The organism is Hanstruepera sp. CR43 (genome assembly GCF_055227665.1).
In genome coordinates this window covers 1,864,011-1,890,223 of the sequence record NZ_CP200078.1, presented here as the reverse complement: position 1 = coordinate 1,890,223, position 26,213 = coordinate 1,864,011, and the positions used below count along the sequence as shown (strand labels likewise).

Sequence of the window (26,213 nt, the reverse complement as noted above, 5' to 3'; positions counted from 1 at the left end):
GACTAATTTTGTGCGTCTTAATTTAGATGGATAAATTTATGTCAGAAGAAACAAAATCACTCAATTTTATTGAGCATATCATAGAGGATGATTTAGCTAATGGATTGGACAAATCCAAATTGCGTTTTCGTTTCCCGCCAGAACCAAATGGCTATTTGCATATTGGACATACCAAGGCCATAGGAATTAGTTTTGGTTTAGGTGAAAAATATAATGCTCCGGTTAACCTGCGTTTTGATGACACTAATCCAGCTAAAGAAGAGCAAGAGTATGTAGATGCTATTAAAAATGATGTGTCTTGGCTGGGTTATAAATGGGCTAATGAACTATACTCGTCTGATTATTTTCAACAATTGTACGACTGGGCTGTCATGCTGATTAAAGAAGATAAAGCTTATGTAGATTCTCAATCCAGTGAAGCTATGGCTGAACAAAAAGGCACACCTACACAACCAGGTGTTGATGGGCCTTATCGTAACCGTTCAGTTGCCGAAAATTTAGATCTTTTTGAACGCATGAAAAATGGAGCGTTTGATGAAGGATCTCATGTGCTTCGTGCCAAAATAGATATGCAGCATCCCAATATGTTGATGCGCGACCCCATTATGTATCGTATCTTAAAAAAATCACATCACCGGACCGGTAACGATTGGTGTATTTACCCGATGTATGACTGGACGCATGGTGAAAGTGATTATATTGAACAAATTTCCCACAGTTTATGTTCCCTTGAATTTAAGCCCCATAGAGAGCTTTACGACTGGTTTAAGGAACAAGTATATAAATACCAACCAGAAGCACTACCATTACTCCCAAAACAACGTGAGTTCGCGCGGTTGAACTTGAGTTATACCATTATGAGCAAACGCAAGTTGTTAAAATTGGTTCAAGATGGTGTTGTAAATGGCTGGGACGACCCTAGAATGCCTACTATTTCAGGATTAAGACGCCGAGGGTATACCCCAGAATCCATTAGAAATTTTATTGAAAAAGTTGGAGTTGCCAAGCGCGACAATGTCATTGATGTGTCTTTGTTGGAATTCTGTATTCGAGAAGATCTTAATAAAACAGCCCCTCGTGTTATGGCTGTTTTAGATCCTGTAAAGGTTGTTATCACCAATTATCCGGAAGGTAAGGTTGAGTGGATGGAAGCCGAAAATAATCAGGAAGATGAAAGCGCAGGATACAGAAAAGTACCGTTTTCAAGGGAAATTTATATTGAAAAAGATGATTTCAAAGAAGAAGCCAGTAATAAATTTTTCAGACTGAAACTAGGAGGTGAGGTACGTTTAAAAAATGCCTATATCATTCAAGCAAACCATGCGGTAAAAGATGACCAGGGCGATATAATTGAAATTCAATGTACCTATTCCGAAGACACTTCAAAGAAAGTAAAAGGGACCTTACATTGGGTATCAGCAGAACACGCAGTAAAAGTTGAAGTTCGGGAATACGACAGATTGTTCATGGATGAAGCCCCAGACACTTATGAAGATAGAGACTTTATGGAGTTTCTCAATCCGAATTCACTCAAAATCATTGAGGCTTATGTAGAGCCCAGTTTACAGGATGCAAAGCCAGGAGAACGATTTCAGTTTCAGCGATTAGGTTATTTTAACGTTGATGATGATTCCACTCCAAATTATTTAATTTTTAATAAAATAGTAGGTTTAAGGGACTCTTGGGCTAAACAAAAACCAAAACCACAAGTCAACCAAAATCAGCCAAAAAATCAAGGTCAGCAACAACGAAAAGCGATTAATGTCATTCAACAATTAGGCAAGAAATACACCAATTATTCTGAAGACAAGCAAGCTAAAGTTAAAGCTGAAATTCAGGAACTGGCAAAAGAGGTTTCTTATGATGAATTGGAACCCTTATTTGGAACAGCTGCTAAAAAAGTTGGAACGCGTATTGCGGCATTGCTAACATTAAAAGTAATGCTCGATAATGGTTTAGAGCGGAATGAAGCTATTAATGAATTCATTGAAAAGGCTCTTGAAGACTCAAACGATTTATTGGTTGGTGAAGCAAAAACCATTTAAGTATTAAAAATAGAGCAGAACCTAAAACCTCGAACAATTCGAGGTTTTTTTGTACAAAAATAACACAATTCATTTTTATAACTATATTTATACTATAACTAACTAAATAACAACAATATGGAAATTAATTTTTTAGCATTAATTGCGGCTGCAGTTTCAGCTTTGGTAATCGGTTTTATTTGGTATAATCCTAAAGTATTCGGAACTGCCTGGATGAAAGCGGCAGAAATGACCGAAGAGCAAATTAAAGGCGGTAACATGGCCAAGATATTTGGCTTGGCATTATTGTTTGCCTTTTTATTGGCGTTTGCACTCCAATTTATTACTATTCATCAAACGGGAGCCATGGGAATGGTTGGAGGCGATCCAAGTCAAGCCTTACCATCTTATGATGCTTTTATGGCAGACTATGGTAATGCGTTTAGAACTTTTAAACATGGTGCTCTACACGGTACTATTGCTGGGATTTTTATTGCCTTACCTATTATTGGAACCAATGCTCTGTTTGAACGCAAAGGCGCTAAATACATCTTTATCAATAGCGGTTATTGGATTGTCACATTGGCAATCATGGGCGGTATTGTTTGCGGATGGCAATAATTTTGTAATGAAATCATAAACCTAAAGACTGATTGTACCAATCAGTCTTTTTTCATGCTATTTTGATAAAATTTAAAATATTTGATACTTCGGATAAATTGCCAAATGATTGGGACTCGCTTGCGCCCCATGATATTTATCTCCAAAGAAACTATTTACACGCTTTAGAAAAGGCTTCACCTAACAACATTTCCTCATATTACATCGGGTTTTACAACGATGATGTATTAATTGGAATAGCGCTAGTTCAGCGGGTACAACTTTATCTCAATGATATTTTTAGAAATCATAAGGATTCCTGCTTTCAGGAGCGTTTTAAAAATGCCATTTCCAGGATATTAAAAGGTAATATTTTGGTGGTTGGAAATATCACACATACTGGGCAGCACGGTATTTATTTTGATACCCAGAAAATGCCTTACGATGCTTTCTTGAAGTGTTTGTTTGAAGCTTTAAACGATTTAAAAACACACATTAGATCAAAACACGGCAAAAAAATCAGGGCAGTATTGATGAAAGACTATTTTCTCAATGAAACCATTCATGATTACAGCACTGTTTTGTCAAATTTTGGCCTTACTAAAGTTTCGGTACAGCCCAATATGATTATGGATGTACAAAACCATTGGAAAACGTTTGACCATTATATTGAAAATCTCCATAAAAAATACCGAGACCGTTATAAAACAGCAAGAAAGAAGTCAAAACAGATAATAAAACGGGAATTGGATATGAATGCTATTCAAGAGCAATCAAAACGAATTTATGAGTTATATCAGAATGTGTCGGACAATGCCAGAATTAATACTTTTATACTTCCAGAGGACCATTTCCTGATTTACAAAAAACAACTTGGGGACCAATTCAAAGTTTATGGTTATTATTTTAAGAATGAGCTCATAGGTTTTTATTCCCTTATTTTAAACCAACCATATTTGGAAACGTATTTTTTGGGATATGATACCGCGTATCAGTATAAAAACCAATTATATCTTAACATGTTGTATGATATGGCTCAGTGTGGTATAGAACACAAATTTAAACACATAGTTTATGCCAGGACAGCCATGGAAATAAAAAGTTCCGTAGGGGCCAAACCCCGAAAAATGGTTATGTACTTAAAACACACTAATTGGTTACTGAACGCTCTTTTAAAATATATTTTCCGGTTTATGAATCCTTCAACAGAGTGGCAGGAACGACACCCGTTTAAATAATTTACTATTTATTTAACAGGAGGAAACTTTGATATCCCTTTAGTTTTCAGTATTTTAATTGTTTACAGGATAAGGAATATGAAAAGCACACAAGAGTTACTCACCGAAATAGCTAGGTTAATTCGGGATATTGAAACAAATTACCCTGAAGTATATCAATATTTAGATGAAAACCCCATCACCATACCCAATATGGAACATCCAAAGGTGGACCGAAAAGAACTTGAGGATTACCTGGAGAGCCTAAAACAACTGATAAGCAATCATTAAAAAAGCCTCAAACTAAAGTTGAGGCCTTTTATAAGTTTTATTCTTTCTTTTTATTTCGGGCTTCTTTCATAGCTTCACCTATTTGATTGCTGGCCGCAAAACTAGCCACCATATCATTCAGCATATTACTGCCGGCTTGTGGTGCGTTAGGCAACAAAATAAGGTTACTATTGGTTTCCTCTCCCAATGATTGAAGGGTGTCATAATGTTGTGTAACGACTATCAGCGCAGATGCTTCTTGAGAGTTGATACCCACACGGTTTAATACTTCAACCGACTCCTCCAAACCACGCGCAATTTCACGTCTTTGGTCTGCTATTCCCTGACCTTGTAGGCGTTTACTTTCAGCTTCAGCTTTGGCTTTCTCAACAATCAGAATTCTGGCAGCATCCCCTTCGTATTGGGCCGCTATTTTTTCGCGCTCCGATGCATTAATCCGGTTCATAGCCGCTTTTACCTGAGAGTCAGGATCAATATCCGTAACAAGGGTTTTAATAATATCAAAACCATACTCAAGCATAGCATCGTTCAATTCAGCCTTGACCGCAATGGCGATATCATCCTTTTTCACAAATACATCATCCAACTTCATTTTAGGCACTTCGGCACGAACTACGTCAAATACATAACTGGTAATTTGATCATGTGGATAATCGAGCTTATAAAAAGCATCGTAAACCTTGTCCTTAATAACCATGTATTGAACAGAAACTTTTAGGCGCACAAATACATCATCCAAAGTTTTAGTTTCAATAATCACATCCAATTGTTGAATTTTTAAACTCAATCGCCCAGCAACACGATCTATTAGTGGAATTTTCATTTGCAGACCAGAATGACGGATACTTTGAAAACGACCAAAGCGTTCAATGATGGCAGCAGATTGTTGTTTCACGATAAAAAACGATGATATTAAGACCACTAGGGCAATTACAAAAAAAGGGATAAGAAATACAGGAGGCATGTTTAATTGTTTTAATTGTTAAAAATAAGTTCTACTAATTTAAGTTATATTTGTTGCAATCACATACGAATAGCATGCAATTTATAAGACTTATTTTATTAGTAGCCATTTCCACCACTTTTGTTACAAATGTCAACGCACAAAGACAAAGACCTCATGGTACCGTTCCTATTGTCAACGGTATTGGAATTTCGGGAGGATTGACCCAATACGACTTTAACACTGATAACTTTGAAACCAAGGCAGGTAATGGTTGGGCCATTGCTGGATCGGCAACAGTTGATTTACCGCACAAGTGGTACAACATGAGCTATATGATTCAAATAGCCGAAAACAATTTTGGGATAGCCGCAAGTCCAATTCCTTTGGGTCCTGAAGAGTTTTTGGATTATAAAATTTTTACTGCACAGATATCCTTGCTCATGCACGTAAAAATAATTGATTCCTATCTCACGTTAGATCTAGGACCCATGCTACAATACAATGGGGAAATGGAGCTAAAAGATAATGCCAAAGAGAATTATTTCATAAAGAACTATGATGATCTTCTATTAGCTAAAGACATTTCAGATATTTCAAAGTTTAATATCGATGGAACTGTTGGCTTGTCTGCTGGAATCAGTCACTTTAGAATAAAGGCAGCCTATATCTATGGTTTTTTAAACACGTTTAATAAGTTGAACGACCAGAATTTAACCATCGGGACTAATAACCAGAAGTTTAAAGGCAACCAATCGATGTTTGTGTTCTCGTTGATGATTTCGATTTAACTTAAATTCAACTATAAAAAAGTTGAAATCTTAAGCGAATAATGTTTAAACGCATAAATTTATATTGCAAGTTGCGAAACCGAGGCGAAACATTAAAAAATAGAATTTTATTGCTGAATATTTCAATTTTGATGTTGATATGTTTTTGTTGTTGTAGACCAATAGAAACAGGAAGAATCGAAAGTCAAATAGCGGAAAAAGTGGCCGAATATTTAATTGAAAAAGACTCACTTAATTTCTTTAATTATTCAAAAGACCAATACCTTCACATATCATCGGAAAGATTAAACGATAATACCTTTAGGACACTAGTGTCCCTGAATGGGCAAACTTCAAAATCATCGGATTTTAATGTTGAGGAGTTTAACGTAAAAGGGTTTAAAGCAGTGGTTTACCTTAAAAATGCAAAAAAACATAAATTAGCTGATGTTTTTTTTGTTCCAGATTCTAAATCTTGGAGTTTTCTTTCTGAATATTACGATGATAAAGTTTGGTTAAGTCAGTTAACACGAATTTACACTGATGAAAATTCAGAAAATGATATTCCAAATGAACTTGACTTCTAGATAAAAAATCGTGAATAGTACGCCGCAATGCCTTATAAAGTTAATTGCTTAACCAAGTAATAAACCATAAGCTATTAACCCAACGTATTCACCAAATTATCAATTCGGCGTTTGGTTTCATCTTTTCCAATCAAGAACATAATATCAAACACATCAGGGCCTTTGAGATCACCCACCAAAGCCAATCGTAAAGGCATCATGACCTTCCCAAAGCCAATGTTGTTTTCAGTTATCCAGCCTTTTATGGTTGTTTGAAGGTTTTCAACAGTAAAGTCAGCAACAGAATCAACAAGACTTAAAACTTGTGACAGGATTTCAGGTGAATCATCCTTCCAGGCTTTTTTTACGGCTTTTTCATCTAGTTCAGTTGGTGTTTCGAAAAAGAAGTGGCTTAATTCCCAAAAATCGGTTATTAAGTTAGCACGTTCTTTTACAAGCCCCACAACCAAAGAAACGTAGTTTACATCAATAGTTTCCAATTCCGGCTGAATGGCTTTAAAATCTTTAGCTAAAACATCATCATGTTGTTCTTGCATATAATGATGGTTAAACCATTTGGTTTTGTCTGGGTCAAAACGCGCTCCAGATTTATTGACTTTTTTCAAATCGAAAGCCTGGATGAGTTCCTCAAGACTGAAAACCTCTTGCTCGGTTCCAGGATTCCAGCCCAATAATGCTAAAAAATTGATAACCGCTTCAGGAAAATAGCCATCCTCTCGATAGCCACGACTAATATCACCTGTTTTATGGTCTTTGTAAGCCAATGGAAATACCGGGAAGCCTAATTTATCACCATCACGCTTGCTCAACTTGCCCTTGCCTGTTGGCTTTAAAATTAGTGGAAGATGCGCAAATTCAGGCGCTTGCCATCCAAAGGCTTCATAGAGTTGATAATGTAAAGCTAAAGACGGTAGCCATTCCTCACCACGGATTACATGGGTAATTTCCATTAAATGATCATCCACAATATTAGCCAAGTGATAGGTGGGCATACCATCGCTTTTGAACAGGACCTTGTCATCCAAAATGTTCGTGTCAATTTGGATGTCTCCACGAACAATATCTTTTAAATGCAGGGTTTCGTCTTGAGGAGACAAAAATCGGATTACGTAATCCTCACCAGCATCCAGTTTGGTTTGGGTTTCTTCTTTAGAAAGCACTAACGAATTAACCAAACGACCTTTTTCACGATTATGCCAATTATAAATAAAGGTTTTCCCTTGTTCTTCATGATCCTTTCTGTGCGCATCCAATTGTTCAGCAGTATCAAAAGCATAGTACGCCTTTCCTTTTGCCACTAACTCATCAGCATATTGTTTGTATAAATGTTTACGCTCACTTTGTTTGTATGGTCCAAACGAGCCTTCTTTACCAGGACCTTCATCAAAAGGAATATTACACCAATTCAAGGATTCAATAATATAATCTTCAGCCCCTTCAACATAGCGTGTTTGATCGGTATCTTCAATACGAAGCACAAAGGTTCCTTGATGTTTTTTAGCAAACAAATAATTGAATAAAGCAGTGCGAACACCACCAATATGTAAAGGTCCAGTTGGACTTGGTGCGAAACGCACTCTTACAGGCTGACTCATGCAAAAATATTTTGCGCAAAGATAAAATCTTAATTAGTTTTTATTAGGCTTTCAGGTTAAAATCATTTCTTTTGGAACCCGTTTATTCATAATTTTAAACCATAGAGGGGGTATAAGCGCCAAGACCATGGAGGTAGGATAACCAAAAGGCATTTGTGGGCTTTCTTCAGAGCATTCCAAAATTTGATATTTTTTAGATGTTTTATAATGGTGATCACTATGTCTGGTTAGTTCATAAAGGACTATTCGGCCAACCACATGATTTGAATTCCATGAATGAACTAGTTTTACACGTTCATAGCGACCAGATTCGGTTTTTAGACGCAATAATCCGTAGTGTTCGATGTAATTAACGGTTTCCAACAGTAAAAACCCTGTAACAGCTGCCGTAACAGCAAACAAAAGACCAACACTTCCAAAAAGTATAAATACGGAAATTAAATATGAAAACTGAAAAACAGTATACCAAAGCATATCATTCTGAATTGAAAAGAACGATTGATGGTTGTTTTTAAGTAATTTCATTTGAATGCGCCACGCACTTACATATTGCCTGATGGTAGATGTTAACCAAAAAGAATAAACATTTTGATTATATCGAGCCGTGGCAGGATCTTCTTTGGTCGCCGCATGTAAATGATGCCCATAGTTGTGTTCAATATAAAAATGCATGTATAATGAGGGCAGGAGTAATGCTTTACCAATAAAGCGCTCGTTGGTAGTTTGTCTATGTCCCAGTTCATGAGCGACATTGATACCATTGGTGCCTAAAACCATGCCTAAACTCAATGCCAACCCAATAAATTCATAAGTTTCCAAAGGTGAGGATTTCACCGTCATCAAAGACCAAATTAATATAAAATACACGATAGGAAGGTTTAAATACAACATCCAGTCAAACAATGTGTTTAGTTTTTTATCCGCTATTTCAGATTCAGAATAATTGAGGTTGTTTTGGGGCAATAAGAGTTCCAAAATAGGAATAATAACAAACGAGTATACGGGTGTCAAAAACACCCAAAATCCTTGATATTGCAGACCAATAACAGCAGTAATAGGAATGGAAAGCGCAGCTAAATATTTTAAATCTTTCATTTTTAATCTATAAATGTGCTTGTTTCCTCTAAATTAACACAACCTTATAAAAATAAGGAATTGTACATTAAAATAAAATTGTAGATTAGTAAGTTAATTAGATAGCAGCGTGGCAAATTTTGACAACATAATCGAAAAGCTAGAGTCTTTTATTAGGAGGTACTATACCAATGAACTAATAAAAGGCGGTATTTTGTTTGTCGCTATTGGGTTGTTGTATTTTCTATTTACGCTATTTGTTGAGTATATATTTTGGTTAAGTCCAAGTTTGAGAACGCTATTGTTCTGGGTTTTTATCGCTGTTGAAACGGCCTTATTTGTAAAGTTTATCCTATTCCCGTTAGCACAATTATTTAAGTTTAAAAAAGGCATAGACTATATTGAAGCGTCCAAAATAATTGGAAAACATTTTCCAGAGGTTAACGACAAATTACTTAATGTGCTGCAACTCAAACAAAGCAATACAGAATCTGAATTGTTGTTAGCTAGTATAGATCAGAAATCTGTTGAGCTACAGCCCGTGCCGTTTCAATTTGCCGTTAATTTCAAACAAAACCGCAAGTATCTAAAATATGCCGCCATTCCAATACTAATCATAGTGATCTCGATGGTTTCGGGCAAGTTTAATTGGTTTAGTGACAGCTATAAGCGTGTTGTTGATTATAAGACCGCCTATGAACCACCAGCTCCTTTTCAGTTTTTTGTCGTAAATGATAGTTTGACAACTACCGAAAACGAAGACTTTACTTTATCGATCAGAACGGCAGGCACAAAAATTCCTGAAAACGCTAAAATAAGTTACAATGGCGAGACTTATTTTTTACAACAAAAAGCAATAGGGGAATTTGAGTTTGTTTTTACAAGACCCAAAAGCAGCATTAATTTTGAGTTATCAGCCAATGACGTGCGATCTAAAACATATACACTCAAAGTTGCCGAAGTGCCTGAAATATTAGACTTCGAAATGGTATTGGACTATCCAAATTACATAAAGAAATCTCAAGAGATATTAAAAGGTACTGGTAATGCTACAATACCGCAGGGAACGAAAATCACCTGGCAATTACACACCAAGGCAACTGATAACGTGACACTGGTAGCTAAAGACACTTTAAATTTTGAAACTGATGGATTGGGCGAATATTCTGCGTCAAAAAGTGTTTACACTAATATGGATTACGCTATTAGCACCAGTAATAAGCTACTGAAGGATTATGAAAAACTCTCATTTAGCATTGAGGTAATCAAAGACAGCTATCCTGAATTGAATATTGAAATGCAGATGGACAGTATTGACCAGCAGAGCCTCTATTTTTATGGACAAGCATCCGATGATTATGGTTTAAGCAAGCTGCAATTAGTCTATTATCCTATTAGCAATAGTGATGAAATCAAAAAGGTAGATATTCCTATTGCCAAGTCTAATATTAGCGAATTTATCTCGGCATTTCCAAATGATTTGCAACTACAGGAAGGTGAGGGTTATGAGTTGTTTTTTCAAGTTTTTGATAATGATGCCTTAAGTCATTTTAAAAGCACCAAGAGCAGCGTGTATTACTACCGAAAACTCACCAAAGATGAGGAAGAACATAAACAATTGGAACAACAAAACGAAACGATTGATGATTTAAATAAATCTTTGGAAAAGATTGAAGACAGGGAGAAGGAGTTAGAGGAATTTTCTAAAACTCAAAAAGAAAAGTCGGAACTTAATTTTAATGATAAAAAGAAGCTTGAGAATTTCCTCCAAAGGCAGAAACAACAGGAAGAAATGATGCAAAACTTCAATAAAAAATTAAAAGAGAATTTAGAAGAGTTTCAAAAGGATAATCTGGAACAAGACCAATTTAAAGAGGACCTGAAGGAACGACTTGAAGAAAACGAGCAACAACTCAAAGAAGATGAGAAGTTATTGGAGGAACTTGAAAAACTTCAAGAAAAAATAAACAAAGAGGAGTTAACCGACAAACTTGAAAAATTAGCCAAGCAAAACAAAAACCAAAAAAGAAGTTTGGAACAACTTTTAGAATTGACCAAGCGCTATTATGTGTCTAAAAAACTCGAAAAGCTTCAACAAGAGTTAGATAAATTGGCTGAAGAGCAGGACATACTATCAGAAGAAGACAAAGACAAAAACAACTCGGAGTCTCAAGAGGAGTTGAACAAAAAATTTGATGACTTTCAAGAGCAATTAGATGAACTCCAAAAAGAGAACAAGGAACTCAAACAGCCTATTGATTTGCCTCAAGACAAAAAACAGGAAGAAGCTATACAGGAAGATCAAAAAGAGGCAACAGAGCAACTTGAAAAACAGGAAGAACAGGACGCTCAAGAAGAAAACAAGGAGAAAGGTGATAACCAAGAACAATCGCCCAGTCAGAATCAGCAAAACGCCAAAAGGAAACAGAAGCAAGCAGCCCAAAAAATGAAACAAATGAGTGAGCAAATGCAGATGGCTATGCAAATGGGTGGTGCAGAACAGATGCAAGAAGACATGGAAATGCTTCGGCAAATTCTGGACAATTTGGTGTTATTTTCTTTTGACCAAGAAAACTTGATGAATCAATTTAAAAGTATTGAGGTGAATCATAACAAATATGCCGGCTATTTGGTAAAACAAAATAGTTTAAAGGAACATTTTTCCCATATTGACGATAGCTTGTTTGCCTTATCCTTACGGCAGCCCAAAATTTCCGAACGCATTAACAAGGAAATTTCAGAGGTATTTTTCAATATTGACAAATCGCTGGATCAATTTTCTGAAAACCGACTATATCAAGGTGTTGCTAACCAGCAATACACCATAACCGCCGCGAATAATTTAGCCGATTTCTTAAGCGACATATTAAATAGCATGCAAATGCAGATGCAAGGGAGTGGCATGGGAAGTGGTGGTCAACCCGAACCAGGCTTGCCTGATATTATCATGAGCCAAGAAGAACTGAATAAACAAATGCAAGATGGGATGAAAAAAAGCGAGTCTGGCAAACCTAATGAAGGCGAGAAAGGTAAAGAAGGCGAAGAAGGTGATAAGGAAGGAAAAAAAGGCAAACAGTCACAAGGCGGACAAGAGGGCAGTGAAGGTCAAGAAGGTAATAAATTAGGTCAAGGTGAGGGTTCTGAAGAATTGAACGGCGAACTGTTTAGAATATACCAACAACAGCAACAAATCAGACAAGCACTAGAGGACAAATTGGCCAAAGAAGGCAAAACGGGAGTTGGTAATGGGCTTTTAAAACAAATGGAAGAAATAGAGTTGGACTTATTAAATAAAGGGTTTACCAATCAAACGCTTCAGAAAATGATGAATTTAAAGCACCAATTATTAAAATTGGAAAACGCTACGTTTCAACAAGGGCAAGATACTAAACGACAATCCAAAACGAATCAGGAAAACTTCAAAAACAATTCTACCAACCAAATACCGAAAGCTAAGGAATATTTTAATACTACCGAAATATTAAACCGAGAGACATTACCTTTGCAGCCAGTTTATAAAAAGAAAGTACAGGAATACTTTAAGCAAAAGGATGATTAGCTTTAATTTCGAAAATGATTTTAGTTTAAATGATCAAGGGCGCCTGATTAAGTGGGTTTCCATGGCAATAGAGGCAGAAGGATTTAAATTGGGTGAAATAAATTATATCTTTTGCAATGATGATTACCTACATAGAATTAATGTGGAGTTTTTGGACCACGATACGCTTACAGACATCATAAGCTTTGATTACACAGTAGGAAAAATATTACAGGGCGATATTTACATTTCAACTGAACGGGTTGCTGATAACGCTAATGATTTTAACGTGGCATTTGATGACGAATTACACCGAGTCATGATACATGGCGTGCTACATTATTGCGGTTATAAAGACAAGACAAAGAATGAGGCTAATTTAATGCGGTCAAAGGAAAATCACTACTTAGAACTTTTGTCTGAAATTCAGTAATTCATCGTATATTTGCACACTTAAAAAAATGGATTTTGTTCCACGTGGAACAAAGTAATATAAATGGATAGTTATGTTTAATGATGTTTATGATGTTATTGTTGTTGGTGCTGGTCATGCCGGCGGCGAAGCTGCTGCTGCTGCTGCTAATATGGGCAGTAAGACATTGCTCATAACTATGAACCTGCAAAACATTGCCCAAATGTCTTGCAATCCAGCAATGGGAGGGATAGCTAAAGGTCAAATCGTTAGGGAGATAGATGCTTTAGGCGGCTATAGCGGTATTGTAAGCGACACATCGGCTATTCAATTTAAAATGCTGAATAAATCCAAAGGACCTGCTATGTGGAGTCCACGTGTTCAAAGTGATAGAATGCGTTTTGCAGAAGATTGGCGTTTGTTGCTGGAGAAGACACCTAATTTGGATTTTTACCAAGAAATGGTTTCTGGTTTATTAATCGAGAACCATAAAGTTGTGGGTGTGAAAACATCTTTGGGAATAGAGGTTAGGGGTAAATCTGTAGTGTTAACTAATGGCACTTTTTTAAATGGTTTAATCCACATTGGAGATAAAAATTTTGGAGGTGGCAGAGCTGGAGAAAAGGCTGCAACAGGAATTACTGAACAATTAGTTGAATTGGGTTTTGATTCTGGCAGAATGAAAACAGGAACACCACCTAGAGTTGATGGTCGATCTTTGGATTACTCTAAAATGGTTGAACAACCCGGTGATGATGACCCACAAAAATTCTCCTTTTTAGATGTAACCAAACCGCTTAGGGAACAACGGTCATGTTATATGACATATACCAGTCCTGAAGTTCACGATTTATTACGTGAAGGATTTGATAGATCGCCTATGTTTAACGGTCGAATCAAAAGTTTAGGCCCAAGATATTGCCCTTCTATTGAAGATAAAATTAATCGGTTTGCAGATAAAGACAGGCATCAGTTATTTGTAGAACCAGAGGGCTGGAATACAGTTGAGGTTTATGTTAATGGTTTCTCTACATCCTTGCCTGAGGATGTTCAATTTAAAGCATTACGATCGGTGTCCGGTTTTGAAAATGTTAAGTTTTTTAGGCCGGGTTATGCCATTGAATATGATTATTTTCCACCAACTCAATTACAACATACGCTCGAGACAAAGCTCATAGATGGACTGTATTTTGCTGGTCAAATTAATGGTACAACGGGATATGAAGAGGCTGCGTCTCAAGGTTTGCTTGCTGGAATCAATGCCAGTTTAAAGATTCAAGAAAAAGAAGCATTTACTTTATCTAGAAGCGAGGCTTATATTGGGGTGTTAATCGATGATTTGATTACCAAAGGCACTGAAGAGCCTTATCGTATGTTTACCTCTCGTGCTGAATATAGAACACTTTTGCGTCAAGACAATGCTGATTTTAGGCTCACACCTAAAGGTTTTGAAATCGGTTTAGCATCTGAAAAACGTATGAAGCGTATGGAAGAAAAGCAAAAAGCTTCGTCTGATTTTGTTGAATTTTTTAGAGAAACGAGTGTAAAACCCGAAGAGATAAATCCCATTTTGGAAGCGAATGACTCATCGTTAATGAAGCAATCGGATAAGATGTTTAGAATATTTGCTAGACCCAATATTACCATTGATGATATGCGAAAAGTCCAATCTGTTAATGATTACATATTGGACAATAAATTAGACGGAGAAATTATTGAACAGACAGAAATACAGGTTAAATATTCTGGTTACATAGAGAAAGAAAAAAATAATGCAGACAAATTACATAGACTTGAAAACATCAAAATCCCGAAGGATTTTGACTATTCTAAACTAAAGTCAATGAGTATGGAAGCCAGGGAGAAATTAAGTAAAATTCAACCCGTAACCATATCGCAAGCTTCACGAATTAGCGGTGTTTCTCCCAGTGATGTTTCAGTGCTTTTAGTATATATGGGCCGTTAGTGTTTCACGTGGAACAATTCCAAAATGAAAGATAAAAACTTGTTTTTAGAGTTGTTGGATTATTCAGTTTCTGGAGAATCATTTCAATTGTTATACAATGCTGAGTATGATATGTTGGAAACAAATCCAAAGCCAGAAGAAAATAATTTGAATCGTTATTATCAAAGCGAGGAGTATATTTCGCATACGGATTCCAAAAGAAACTTGTTTGAAAAAACGTATCATGTTGTTCGTCAATTTGCATTAAGAAAAAAGGTTAGACTAATCAACAAGTTTAATCAAGGGAATGATAAAGAATTATTGGATATTGGCTGTGGTACGGGTGATTTTTTAAATAAAGCCTTTGAAAACGGTTGGAATATTTATGGCATAGAGCCGAATGAAAAGGCAAGGGCAATAGCCAATGATAAAACTAATAACCATGTATTTGATTCTGAAACTCTGTTTAAAATTGATCAAAAGTTTGATGTTATTACCTTGTGGCATGTTTTAGAACATGTTTCAGATTTAGAAAATTATATACATCAAATAAAAAGTTTGTTGAAGCCAAAAGGAATTGTCGTTGTAGCTGTTCCTAACTTTAAAAGTTATGATGCTAAACATTATAAATCTTTTTGGGCGGCTTATGATGTTCCCAGACACTTGTGGCATTTTTCCAAAAAGGCTGTTTCAAAATTGTTTGGTAATGTGAATATAGAATTGCTTGATACAAAACCTATGCTTTTTGATTCTTTTTATGTGAGTCTTTTGTCAGAAAAGTTTAAAACAGGAAGTATGAATTTATTCAAAGCATTTTTTATTGGTTTGTATTCAAATGCAGAAGGACTGTTCACTAAACAATACTCATCGCACATTTATATCTTAAAAAACACCTAAAATCAAAATTCACGCATTTTAATGAGAGATATGCCCGGAAGCGATAAAATGTATTACCGAGTTGCGAAACACTCTAAAAACAGGCTTAAACAGATTAATTTTTAATAGTTTTTAATTATAAAAAATAACAATATTTATAAAGATTGATTATAGTTAAATTTTTTGCCGTCCGATTAATTTGTTCAAATAACTTTTTACATTTACCTCCTGAAAATTTTAACATTATGAAAAACGTATTTTTTGGACTTATCCTGGTAATTTTAATGACATCTTGCAATCAAGATAAAATTGCCTTTGTAGATAATAGTTATGTAATAAATGAATATCAAGAACGCAAGGATATTGAATCCAAGTATAAATCAAAAATCGAAAAGTACAACAAAAAGCGCGATAGTGTGAGTAAAGCACTGCAGTTAGAATTTCAGGCGTTTCAATTAAATGCTAAAACAGTTTCTCAAAGTGATGCCCAAGCTGAATATGATTTACTTTTACAGAAGCAACAAATGCTGCAACAACAATTTCAAATGGAGGAACAGCAAATTGCAAGTCAAAGTCAAACAGAAATAGATTCATTAATTTCTAAAGTTAAAAACTTCGTTAAAAAATACGGAAAGGACAACAACTATACTTATATACTTGGAACTAGTGATGGTGCCTCAAGTGTTTTATATGGTGTGGAAGAAAATAATATTTCTGAAGTTATTTTAAAAGGACTGAATGATGCTTACATCAAGAAATAACAAACAAAATGCCAGAATTTATTAGCCAGTTTTTAACTGGCTTTTTTATGCAGTAAACGTGTCAATTTTATGGAAAGATCCGTGAGAATAATTTTTGAATTCCCATTACGCTCTATATGATAAATAGCATCCTGTAATTCTTCAGAAATATCCAAGATATTATTCCCGTGAACAAAAGGCGCAAATTTTTCTAATTTAAAATTATCTATCTTGGTTTCTATGTAAACTAAATCTTGAGCATTATAATTGATTAACAGTGCTTGCCTGAAAAAATTAATACAAAACTGTAAAAATTGTTTTTGGGTTTCCCTACCCGTTTTGGCAATATCCTCACTCCAGGAGATTAAATCATGTATGGCGCTTTTATTGCCTTTTGCTTTAAATGCGCTCCGTATCCAAAAAACAAACCATTCTTCAAATTGAGTATCTTCGGTATCATGGTAAACCAAGTCACAAGCCTTATTGTAATTGCCATTTGCTTCATGGGCTATTTTTCCAGCAATATCCTCGGTTAGTGAGTATTTCTTGATGAGCGACTGTTTTATAATTTCTTCAGCAAGCGGCGGAAAATGTAAAATTTGACATCTCGATAAAATAGTATTGATAATTTGTTCTTCATCTTCAGCAATCAGAATGAAAACGGTCTTATTAGGTGGTTCTTCAATGAGTTTTAATAGCTTGTTGGCCGCTTGTGTGTTGATTTTTTCAGCCATCCATATAATCATAACCTTATAACCACCCTCATAGGATTTTAGGGATAATGATTTTACAATTTCTTGGGCCTCATCAACACCAATTTGTCCTTGTTTTTTCTCGATATCAATTTTTTTGTACCAGTCAAACAAGTTCCCATAAGGCTGTTCATTCAACAATTCACGCCAATCAGTTAAAAAATTATTGGAAACAGGGTGCTTTTTTACGATACCATTAGTAGCCACGGGAAAAGCAAAATGTAAATCAGGATGTGTCAGGTTGTTAAACTTTAGATTGCAGGCCTCATTTCCGCCAGTATTGTCATTACCGGTATTTTGACACAAAAGATATTGAGCATAAGCAATTGCCATTGGTAACGTTCCACTTCCTTCAGGACCCACAAATAGTTGTGCATGTGGAACACGACCATTGTTAACACTTTGAATTAAATGGGCTTTTATGTGTTCTTGACCAAGAATTTCACTGAATAACATGTGGTAAAGATAACAGATTTACTGCTGTTTTTGTGAATTGAAAAAATTATATTTGTCAATCAAATTAATGAAACTATGAAAACCCTCAACGACTTCAACTTTAATAATAAAAAGGCCATTATTCGCGTAGATTTTAACGTTCCATTAGATGATAACTTCAATGTTACCGATGACACCAGGATTAAATCAGCCAAACCGACTATTATTAAGATATTGGAAGACGGTGGAAGTTGTGTTTTAATGTCTCATTTGGGCAGACCAAAAGGTAAAGAAGAAAAGTATTCATTAAAGCACATTATTGATAAAGCTGAAGATGTTTTAGGTGTAGAAATTAAATTTGCTGAAGATTGTGTTGGCGAAATAGCCAAAGAGGCTGTTAATAATTTAAAACCTGGTGAAATCTTATTGTTAGAAAACTTAAGATTTCACGATGAAGAAACTGCTGGTGATGTTGCGTTTGCAAAACAACTGTCAGAATTAGGCGATATTTATGTAAATGATGCTTTTGGAACGGCCCATAGGGCTCATGCCTCAACAACAATTATTGCACAATTCTTTCCGAACAATAAATGTTTTGGTTACTTGCTTGAGCAAGAAATAGAAAGCATTAAAAAAGTGATGGAATCCGGAGAGAAACCGGTTTGTGCGGTATTGGGAGGTGCGAAAGTATCTTCAAAAATCACCATCATTGACAATATTTTAGATAAAATAGACCATTTAATAATTGGAGGAGGGATGACCTTCACCTTTATTAAAGCGCTGGGAGGTGCAATTGGAAATTCATTGGTCGAAGATGATAAATTGGAATTAGCTAGAGATATTTTAAAAAAGGCCAAAGAAAAAAATGTAGCAGTGCACTTACCAGTTGATGCTATCATAACAGATAGTTTTAGCAATGAAGCCCAAACGAACACCTGTGATGTGGATAAAATCCCTGATGGTTGGATGGGTCTTGATGTTGGACCACATACTGAAGCATTGTTTGCCAAAGTAATTAAGGATTCTAAAACTATTCTATGGAATGGTCCTTTGGGAGTGTTTGAAATGCCAAACTTTGCAAAAGGAACCATTGCATTAGGTCATGCTATAGCTGAAGCCACAGCAAATGGTGCGTTTTCTTTAGTAGGCGGCGGCGATTCAGTAGCCGCAGTAAAACAATTCGATTTTGAAGATAAGGTAAGCTATGTGAGCACTGGAGGAGGCGCTATGTTAGAAAGCCTCGAAGGTAAGACCCTTCCTGGAATTGCTGCGATATTAGAATAATTTAGTATATTTATTTCAGTCTCAAATTGAGTTAAATCATCTTAAATTGATTTTTTATAAGAAAACAAATGCAAATTCGTTTTAAAGGTTTATAAAATTATAACCATGCGTTTACCTACATTCATCAGTCTCTTCTTAATTATATCTAACTTTCTTGTGGCTCAAGACACCATATCTAGCAAGAGTGTTTCCCAAGATAAATTAATTCCAAAAAAAGAATTTTCAGGAGATAGTATAGTTGACGGTAAGAATTTCAATCAAAAAAACATAGCCATAACTCCTGATTCATTAAAATCAAGAGTACTTCAAGACCATGAACTAGCAGCAGAACTCGATCAAAAATGGCTAGAAGAATTGTATAGCAATGCATTTTTTGACACCATTTATAATACGGTTTCAGAATTAGAGTATAACGAAGTGTACTATCCAGACCTTCCAACAGACACATTAAAAGCCCGATTGGCCTTATTAAACGCAAAGACACCGTTTAATATAGAATACAATCCCTCTTTAGAAAGTGTTATAAAGTCATTTTTGAAAAATAGGAGACAGTATTTCGAAAGAATGATTGGGTTGAGCCATTTTTATTTCCCGATGTTTGAAAGGGAACTGGATAACAATGATGTGCCATTGGAAGTTAAATATCTGGCAATTGTAGAATCAGCATTAAAACCTAGAGCTAGATCTCGAGTAGGCGCAACAGGTCTATGGCAGTTTATGTTTACAACGGGAAAATATTATGGTCTAAACGTAAGTAGTTATGTTGACGAGCGCTCAGACCCCATTAAATCTACTACTGCCGCGGCTAAATATTTGGCATCGTTATATACTATTTTTGGTGATTGGGATTTGGCACTGGCTGCGTATAACTCTGGACCAGGAAATGTGTCAAAAGCCATTAGAAGATCTGGTGGATACCAAAACTATTGGAATATACGTCATAATTTACCAAGGGAAACTGCTGGTTATTTGCCAGCGTTCCTGGCAACCATGTATATTTTTGAATATGCTGAAGAACATGGCTTGGTTTCCGAAAAGCCTAAATTTCACCATATAGAAACAGATACTATTGTGGTTAAGCAAATGATTACCTTGGATCAGGTATCCGAAGCTACAGGAGTTAATATGGAAGAACTCCAATTTTTGAATCCATCTTACAAACTAGATATTATTCCATACATAAAAGGAGAGAATTATTCATTGAGATTACCGCGAACAGCAATAGGTTTGTTTGTTAATAATGAAGAGGCTATTTATGCTGCCGCCCAGGCCGAATTTGATGCAAGGGAAAAGCCATTACCGCAATTTTTTGATAGCGACAGTAAAATTCGTTATCGTGTTAGATCAGGAGATTATTTAGGGAAAATTGCTAGAAAATATGGAGTAAGGGTTAGTCAAATCAAGCAATGGAATGGCCTGCGAAGCAACAATTTACAAATAGGTCAACGATTAACTATTTACCCAAGAACTCCTGTTGCAGTCAACCAATCATCTTCTTCAACAAGCTCAAAACCAGTATCTAATGGTGATTCAAAAATCTACACGGTTAAAAGCGGCGACTCACTTTGGAGCATTTCTCAAAAATTTCCTGGAGTTTCTGTCCAAAATATTCGAGAATGGAACGATATTAGTGGTAACAATTTAAAACCAGGAATGAAGCTTAAAGTATCCAAGGGATAGCTTCTTTTTAAAAACTAGATTATGCAAAAAATTTTATTTGTTATTATGGTTCTTGTAATGGTTGTCTCATGCCAGGATGGAAATAAAAAAAACATTAAATTATTATCGGAGTCATCAGGAAACATCAATAATTTATCTGTAGTAGTAGATCATGAATTGTGGGAAGGGAATGTTGGCGAAGCAATTAGAGATGTTTTTGCTGCACCTGTTCACGGACTAAATCAAGATGAGCCACTCTTTATTTTAAGTCAGATACCACCATCAGTTTTTTCAGGTTTTGCGACCAGAAACAGGATTGTTTTAAAAATTGAAAAAGGAGATCTGGCTGATGTTAAAATAGCCAAAAACGTTTTTGCAAAACCCCAACGACTCATCGTGGTTACGGGAAAAACCAATGAAGATATTATCAACCAGATTCATGATAATGCACAAAGGATGGTTGAATCGTTTAAAAACGAAGAAATAAAAGAACGCCAAAGACGAACAAAACAGTCTTTACATAAGAATAACGACATAAAAGAAAAATTAGGAATTGATATTGAATTCCCATCAGTTTATAGAATTGCCAAGGAAGACAATAATTTTTATTGGATTAGAAAGGATATTACAACTGGAACAACAAACCTGATGCTTTATGAATTGCCTTATGGCAGTATTATTGAAAACGACAGCTTGATCAATCAAATTATTAAAATCAGGGATTCTGTTGGCCAAGTGCATATTCCTGGACCAGTGGATGGCTCCTATATGGCAACAGAAAACGCCTATACACCATTTTTATCCAAAACCCAAATTGACGATAAAGAAGCGTTTGAAACTAAAGGGCTTTGGGATGTTAAAAACGCGTTTATGTCGGGTCCATTCGTGAATTACATTATCAATGACCAAGAAAACAACAGGCAACTGGTAGTAGAAGGTTTTGCATTTGCACCATCAGTTGAAAAAAGGGATTATATGTTTGAACTGGAATCTATTATTAAATCCATAAAATTCAAATAGCTAAATTAATGAGCATAAAAAAGCCCAACTTTAATAGTTGGGCTTTTTGTTTAAAAAAGTTATTCCTTTTTGTCTTTATCGTCTTCTTTACTGGCATCCTTAAATTCCTTGATACCACTTCCTAAACCACGCATTAGTTCAGGGATTTTTTTACCACCAAACAACAACAATACAACCACAACAATTAAAACTATTTGCCATGGTCCAGGGGCTAAAAATATACTTAATGAAATCATTGCTTAAATATTTATGCTACAAAGTTAATAATTAAACTTTAATAACAGCGTTTAATCCCTAACTTTAGTGTTAAGTGAAACAAGTGATGACATAATTTTATTTAATTTTGTAAGACTTATGAGCAAAAACAAAAAGAAGCCAAAAAAGTTTACTAAAAAATTACTAAACAAATATCGTTTGGTCATTTTAAACGAGGATACTTTTGAGGAACGTTTGTCGCTTAAACTTACCAGGCTGAACGTTTTTGTTTTAATGTCTTTGCTTTCGATTTTCTTGATTGTTGCAACAACCATTCTCATAGCATTTACTCCATTGAGGGAATATATTCCAGGCTATTCATCTACTGAATTAAAAAAACGCGCTACGGAATTAAATTATAAAACAGATTCTTTACAGCAGGTCATTGCTGTTAACGAACAATATTTTTCCTCCATAAAAAAAGTTCTTTATGGTGAGGTAAGTACGGTTGATTTCAACCGAGACTCCATAATTGAAGCCACTAAAATTGAAGCTAAAAATATCAATTTAACACCTATTAGAGAAGATTCTATTTTACGCGAAAAAGTAAAAAAGGAAGACAAGTATAACTTGTTTGAATCAGCTAAATTAAGTTCTAGCTTTATTTTGTTTCCGCCAGTTAAAGGTTCTATTTCTCAAGAATACGACGCCAAAGAAAAACATTTTGCCGTTGATATTGTAACTGAAAGCGATACACCAGTAAAGGCAACCGCAGACGGCACGGTAATTTTTGCAGAGTGGACCACTGAAGCAGGATACGTGATGATATTGGAACACAGCCAAGGCTTGATATCAGTTTATAAGCATAATGCCCTTTTAACAAAATCCCAAGGCGATTTAGTTTTAGCAGGAGAAGTTATTGCCACAACAGGAAATACTGGAGAATTGACAACGGGACCACATCTACATTTTGAACTTTGGAGTAATGGTTATCCAATTAATCCAACAAATTTCATAGATTTTAATTAATGTTTTCACTTAAATCTGCTCTAGCAAAACCATTTGCAAAACGTGTGTCCAAACAAATAAACAAATGGGCATCAAATCCAATTGAGACTCAAAACAAGGTGTTTGAAATGCTTATTCAAGAAGCCAAGCACACCCAATTCGGTAAAGATCATGATTTTGAAAACATCAAAACACATGACGACTTTATTAACCGAGTACCGGTCAGAGATTATGAGGCATTACGAAATTATATTGATTTGGTAGTTGCTGGCAAAAGGGATGTTTTATGGAAAGATAAACCCATATATTTTGCTAAAACCGCAGGTACCACATCAGGGTCCAAATACATTCCTATTACTAATGATAGCATGCCTTTTCACATTAGTGCTGCTAGAAATGCCATACTAATGTATATTGCCGAAACCGGTAACAGCAAGTTTGTTGATGGCAAGATGATTTTTTTGCAAGGGAGTCCAATACTTGATGAGAAAAATGGCATTCAATTGGGGCGATTATCAGGAATAGTTGCTCATTACGTGCCTAAATATCTTCAAAAAAACAGAATGCCAACTTGGAAAACCAACTGTATTGAAGATTGGGACGATAAGGTTAATGCCATTGTAAATGAGACCCTAAATGAAAACATGACTATTATTTCTGGAATTCCTTCTTGGGTACAAATGTATTTTGAAAAAATTAAGGAACGTACTGGAAAAAAAGTTGGTGATGTTTTCAAGAATTTTAATTTATTCATTTTTGGCGGGGTAAATTATGAGCCGTATAGAGTCAAGTTTGAAAGTTTAATTGGAAGAAAGGTAGACAGCATTGAGCTGTATCCAGCAAGCGAAGGCTTTTTTGCGTTTCAGGACAAGCAAGGAGATAAAGGGATGTTGCTCCAGTTAGATTCAGGAATTTTTTATGAATTTATAAAAGCTGATGAGTTTTTTGATGATAACCCAAAACGGTTAACGATTAAAGATGTTGTTATCGGAGAAAATTATGTCATGATTATTTCAACCAATGCCGGTCTTTGGGCATATAATATTGGTGATACGGTTCAGTTTACATCCGTTAAGCCTTTCAAAATTATCGTTTCAGGACGTATCAAGCATTTCATTTCCGCCTTTGGGGAGCATGTTATTGGTAAGGAAGTGGAAGAGGCTCTGAAAGAAGGATTAAAGAATACCAACATTCAAGTTTCTGAATTCACTGTTGCCCCACAAATTAATCCAGATGAAGGGCTACCTTACCACGAATGGTTTATCGAATTTGAAGGAGAGTTAGAACAAAAACAAGAATTGGAGCTGCGAATTGATCAAGCACTTCAGAACCAAAACAGCTATTATTTTGATTTAATTTCCGGACAAGTTTTAAGACCTTTAAAAATTACTCAAATAGCGGAAAATGGTTTTCAGGAATACATGAAATCCATTGGTAAATTGGGAGGACAAAACAAGCTTCCACGATTATCAAATGATCGAAAAATAGCAGACCAATTGATGGCGTTGGGTTTGACTAAATAATAGTATATTTGGGGACTAAAATTTTTCTATGAGTAATAAGAAACATCATGCTAGAACGAGAGCTCAAGAAAGCTCGAATGCTATTGAAAGGATGTATATTACTATGAGGCACTTATTCAATAGGGGATTCTACAAACCCATGGGTGTCTCTGGAGAAACGCTCCGTGAAGCTCTTTTACTTTTGCGACCAGAAATATATGGCTCCATTGCTGATGATAAAGCAGAATTGGAAGGGCTTTTGTATGTTATTGATAGATTGCCACAAGGCATTGAAGAATGTACCTTTATCAATTTAACAAGCGACGAAGGATACAGTAATTCGCATTTTGTAGCCATAATACCACCCAAAAGACGCAGAAATTGCTATCGGATTGATGAAGATCAAATGAACATTGAAATTACTCGAGGACGTTCAGAAATATACGATATTTTAACCCATTTAACCTTCTTGTTTATAGAATCTCATAAAATAAGCAAAAGGGTATTGATAGACGAAAACGGAAATACAACCAGAGACTGGGTGAAGCTTGAAAAAACGGTTCTGTCTAAAAACAAATTAAGTCAAAACGAGCGCGAAATAGCTATAACACATACTGCCAATATTTTAGGGAGGACTTTTAATGAATTGAGTCAGGTTTATAGTCAGTTTAGTACAAAGGAGCAACCCGAAAGGCTTCTACATATTGTTTATTGGCTAGGTAAGCTTGCAATTGAAGAAAGCATAAATAACAACAAACGAACAGTAACTTTTAGTCCAGTTTTACGAGAGCGTTTAGGACATCATATTCATGGTGAAATTTGGGCAGATAACATAAAAAACACCCTTTTAAAGAATAACTTAATTGATCGGCCCATACATGTTATCAGTGCAAATATGCACAGCGTTATGAACACATTGTTTGCTGCGAAACCTCTGAAGGCGATTATTGCCCAAAAAGGCATTTTTGGAACGTATGAAGATTTAAGCAAAAAAGAAAATGAAGCGTTACGCAATAAAGTGACCAAAGAAGCGTTGCAGAATGGAATGATATATATTCCTGATAGTTCAGGAACGAATATTGACGTTCAAATTTTTGACATAAATAAGACCGTTATTTCTAAACTCGATTTGGGGATAGATAATTCCAAATCGAAAGATGAACAACCTGTAATTTTAGTTATGGATTACGCATTTGGAGAACAAGCATATGAAACTATAGACGAACTTTTAAAACCCATGAAAGTAGACGGTAAAAAGATTTCTCTGAATGTTTGCTCCATTTCAATTATGGGAAAAGCTGGAATTTTGGAAGGAGGCAAAGGAGATATCATGATACCTTCGGCTCATATTTTTGAAGGCACGGCGGACAACTATCCTTTTCACAATGAGTTGAATAAAAACGATTTAGATGGTAACGGAGTAAATGTCTATGAAGGCGCCATGATTACGGTCTTAGGAACCTCATTGCAGAATAAAGATATTCTAAAATTCTTTTTTAACTCCACGTGGAATGTTATTGGTCTCGAAATGGAAGGCGCACATTATCAAAAGGCCATTCAGGCCGCTTCCAAAATTCGTAAAGCTATTAATCCTGATGTAAAAGTACGTTACGCTTATTACGCTAGTGATAACCCACTAGAAACAGGAAGTACTTTGGCATCAGGGGGTCTAGGAACTTCAGGTGTGAAACCTACATACTTAATAACCAGAAAAATATTACAACAAATATTTAATAACTAACTAAA

The 26,213-nt window shown here is 35.5% G+C and carries 22 protein-coding genes; 17 read left to right on the top strand and 5 right to left on the bottom strand.

What is annotated here, in order from left to right; translation table 11 throughout:
• Positions 1-38 precede the first annotated feature (38 nt).
• The 4 genes from ACKXGU_RS08675 (at position 39) to ACKXGU_RS08660 (ending at position 4,132) form a co-directional block, all read left to right on the top strand.
• Positions 39-2,045: a glutamine--tRNA ligase/YqeY domain fusion protein gene (locus ACKXGU_RS08675; protein ID WP_463464949.1), complete on the top strand. Its 2,007-nt coding sequence runs from the start codon at positions 39-41 to the stop codon at positions 2,043-2,045.
• A gap of 117 nt (positions 2,046-2,162) precedes the next feature.
• Positions 2,163-2,645 (top strand): DUF1761 domain-containing protein, encoded by a 483-nt coding sequence (locus ACKXGU_RS08670; protein ID WP_463464948.1) that lies wholly within the window; start codon positions 2,163-2,165, stop codon positions 2,643-2,645.
• A 32-nt stretch (positions 2,646-2,677) separates the two neighbouring features.
• Entirely contained in the window at positions 2,678-3,862 is a 1,185-nt protein-coding gene (locus ACKXGU_RS08665; protein ID WP_463464947.1) for a GNAT family N-acetyltransferase, read from the top strand.
• 78 nt (positions 3,863-3,940) lie between these two features.
• Positions 3,941-4,132 (top strand): hypothetical protein, encoded by a 192-nt coding sequence (locus ACKXGU_RS08660; RefSeq protein WP_463464946.1) that lies wholly within the window; start codon positions 3,941-3,943, stop codon positions 4,130-4,132.
• A 37-nt stretch (positions 4,133-4,169) separates the two neighbouring features.
• On the opposite strand, the gene ACKXGU_RS08655 is transcribed toward ACKXGU_RS08660, so the two are convergent.
• Positions 4,170-5,096 carry an SPFH domain-containing protein gene (locus ACKXGU_RS08655; protein ID WP_463464945.1) on the bottom strand — a complete coding sequence of 309 codons (927 nt, stop codon included), beginning with the start codon at positions 5,094-5,096 and terminating at the stop codon, positions 4,170-4,172.
• A gap of 74 nt (positions 5,097-5,170) precedes the next feature.
• On the opposite strand from ACKXGU_RS08655, the gene ACKXGU_RS08650 reads away from it, so the two are divergent.
• The gene (locus ACKXGU_RS08650; protein ID WP_463464944.1) at positions 5,171-5,866 is read left to right on the top strand and encodes a hypothetical protein; all 696 of its coding nucleotides are present in this window, start codon (positions 5,171-5,173) and stop codon (positions 5,864-5,866) included.
• 200 nt (positions 5,867-6,066) lie between these two features.
• The gene (locus tag ACKXGU_RS08645) at positions 6,067-6,432 is read left to right on the top strand and encodes a hypothetical protein (RefSeq protein ID WP_463464943.1); all 366 of its coding nucleotides are present in this window, start codon (positions 6,067-6,069) and stop codon (positions 6,430-6,432) included.
• Positions 6,433-6,506: 74 nt separating this feature from the next.
• Here ACKXGU_RS08645 and gltX read toward each other — a convergent pair whose 3' ends face one another.
• Complete coding sequence (gene gltX, locus ACKXGU_RS08640) at positions 6,507-8,027, bottom strand: glutamate--tRNA ligase (protein WP_463464942.1); 1,521 nt, start codon at positions 8,025-8,027, stop codon at positions 6,507-6,509.
• Between the two features lie 51 nt (positions 8,028-8,078).
• A complete protein-coding gene (locus tag ACKXGU_RS08635) occupies positions 8,079-9,122 on the bottom strand; it encodes an alkane 1-monooxygenase (protein ID WP_463464941.1) in 1,044 nt (347 codons plus the stop codon).
• A 109-nt stretch (positions 9,123-9,231) separates the two neighbouring features.
• Here ACKXGU_RS08635 and ACKXGU_RS08630 point away from each other — a divergent pair, with 109 nt between their 5' ends.
• The 5 genes from ACKXGU_RS08630 (at position 9,232) to ACKXGU_RS08610 (ending at position 16,633) form a co-directional block, all read left to right on the top strand.
• Entirely contained in the window at positions 9,232-12,660 is a 3,429-nt protein-coding gene (locus ACKXGU_RS08630; protein WP_463464940.1) for a DUF4175 family protein, read from the top strand.
• A complete protein-coding gene (gene ybeY, locus ACKXGU_RS08625) occupies positions 12,653-13,072 on the top strand; it encodes an rRNA maturation RNase YbeY (RefSeq protein ID WP_463464939.1) in 420 nt (139 codons plus the stop codon). The genes ACKXGU_RS08630 and ybeY overlap by 8 nt, the downstream gene beginning before the upstream one ends.
• 73 nt (positions 13,073-13,145) lie before the next feature.
• Entirely contained in the window at positions 13,146-15,017 is a 1,872-nt protein-coding gene (mnmG, locus tag ACKXGU_RS08620) for a tRNA uridine-5-carboxymethylaminomethyl(34) synthesis enzyme MnmG (RefSeq protein WP_463464938.1), read from the top strand.
• A 24-nt stretch (positions 15,018-15,041) separates the two neighbouring features.
• Positions 15,042-15,893 carry a class I SAM-dependent methyltransferase gene (locus ACKXGU_RS08615; RefSeq protein ID WP_463464937.1) on the top strand — a complete coding sequence of 284 codons (852 nt, stop codon included), beginning with the start codon at positions 15,042-15,044 and terminating at the stop codon, positions 15,891-15,893.
• A gap of 224 nt (positions 15,894-16,117) precedes the next feature.
• A complete protein-coding gene (locus ACKXGU_RS08610) occupies positions 16,118-16,633 on the top strand; it encodes an OmpH/Skp family outer membrane protein (protein WP_463464936.1) in 516 nt (171 codons plus the stop codon).
• Between the two features lie 32 nt (positions 16,634-16,665).
• Here the strand turns inward: ACKXGU_RS08610 and ACKXGU_RS08605 are convergent, their stop codons facing one another.
• Positions 16,666-17,820 carry a DNA polymerase III subunit gene (locus ACKXGU_RS08605; RefSeq protein ID WP_463464935.1) on the bottom strand — a complete coding sequence of 385 codons (1,155 nt, stop codon included), beginning with the start codon at positions 17,818-17,820 and terminating at the stop codon, positions 16,666-16,668.
• A 75-nt stretch (positions 17,821-17,895) separates the two neighbouring features.
• Between ACKXGU_RS08605 and ACKXGU_RS08600 the strand changes: the two genes are divergently transcribed.
• The 3 genes from ACKXGU_RS08600 (at position 17,896) to ACKXGU_RS08590 (ending at position 21,762) form a co-directional block, all read left to right on the top strand.
• Positions 17,896-19,083: a phosphoglycerate kinase gene (locus ACKXGU_RS08600; RefSeq protein ID WP_463464934.1), complete on the top strand. Its 1,188-nt coding sequence runs from the start codon at positions 17,896-17,898 to the stop codon at positions 19,081-19,083.
• A 105-nt stretch (positions 19,084-19,188) separates the two neighbouring features.
• Complete coding sequence (locus tag ACKXGU_RS08595; RefSeq protein WP_463464933.1) at positions 19,189-20,763, top strand: LysM peptidoglycan-binding domain-containing protein; 1,575 nt, start codon at positions 19,189-19,191, stop codon at positions 20,761-20,763.
• 21 nt (positions 20,764-20,784) lie between these two features.
• Positions 20,785-21,762 carry a DUF4837 family protein gene (locus ACKXGU_RS08590; protein ID WP_463464932.1) on the top strand — a complete coding sequence of 326 codons (978 nt, stop codon included), beginning with the start codon at positions 20,785-20,787 and terminating at the stop codon, positions 21,760-21,762.
• Between the two features lie 59 nt (positions 21,763-21,821).
• Here the strand turns inward: ACKXGU_RS08590 and tatA are convergent, their stop codons facing one another.
• Positions 21,822-21,998: a twin-arginine translocase TatA/TatE family subunit gene (gene tatA, locus ACKXGU_RS08585; protein ID WP_103050650.1), complete on the bottom strand. Its 177-nt coding sequence runs from the start codon at positions 21,996-21,998 to the stop codon at positions 21,822-21,824.
• A gap of 118 nt (positions 21,999-22,116) precedes the next feature.
• Here tatA and ACKXGU_RS08580 point away from each other — a divergent pair, with 118 nt between their 5' ends.
• From ACKXGU_RS08580 to ACKXGU_RS08570, 3 genes are read left to right on the top strand one after another with little or no spacing between them, the layout of a single operon-like run.
• The gene (locus tag ACKXGU_RS08580) at positions 22,117-22,986 is read left to right on the top strand and encodes a M23 family metallopeptidase (RefSeq protein WP_463464931.1); all 870 of its coding nucleotides are present in this window, start codon (positions 22,117-22,119) and stop codon (positions 22,984-22,986) included.
• Positions 22,986-24,488, top strand: a complete 1,503-nt coding sequence (locus ACKXGU_RS08575) for a GH3 family acyl-acid amido synthetase (RefSeq protein WP_463464930.1) — start codon at positions 22,986-22,988, stop codon at positions 24,486-24,488. Before ACKXGU_RS08580 ends, ACKXGU_RS08575 begins: the two co-directional genes overlap by 1 nt.
• A 28-nt stretch (positions 24,489-24,516) precedes the next feature.
• Positions 24,517-26,208, top strand: coding sequence for a DUF6909 family protein (locus ACKXGU_RS08570; protein WP_463464929.1), 1,692 nt, complete (start codon positions 24,517-24,519; stop codon positions 26,206-26,208).
• Positions 26,209-26,213 lie beyond the last annotated feature (5 nt).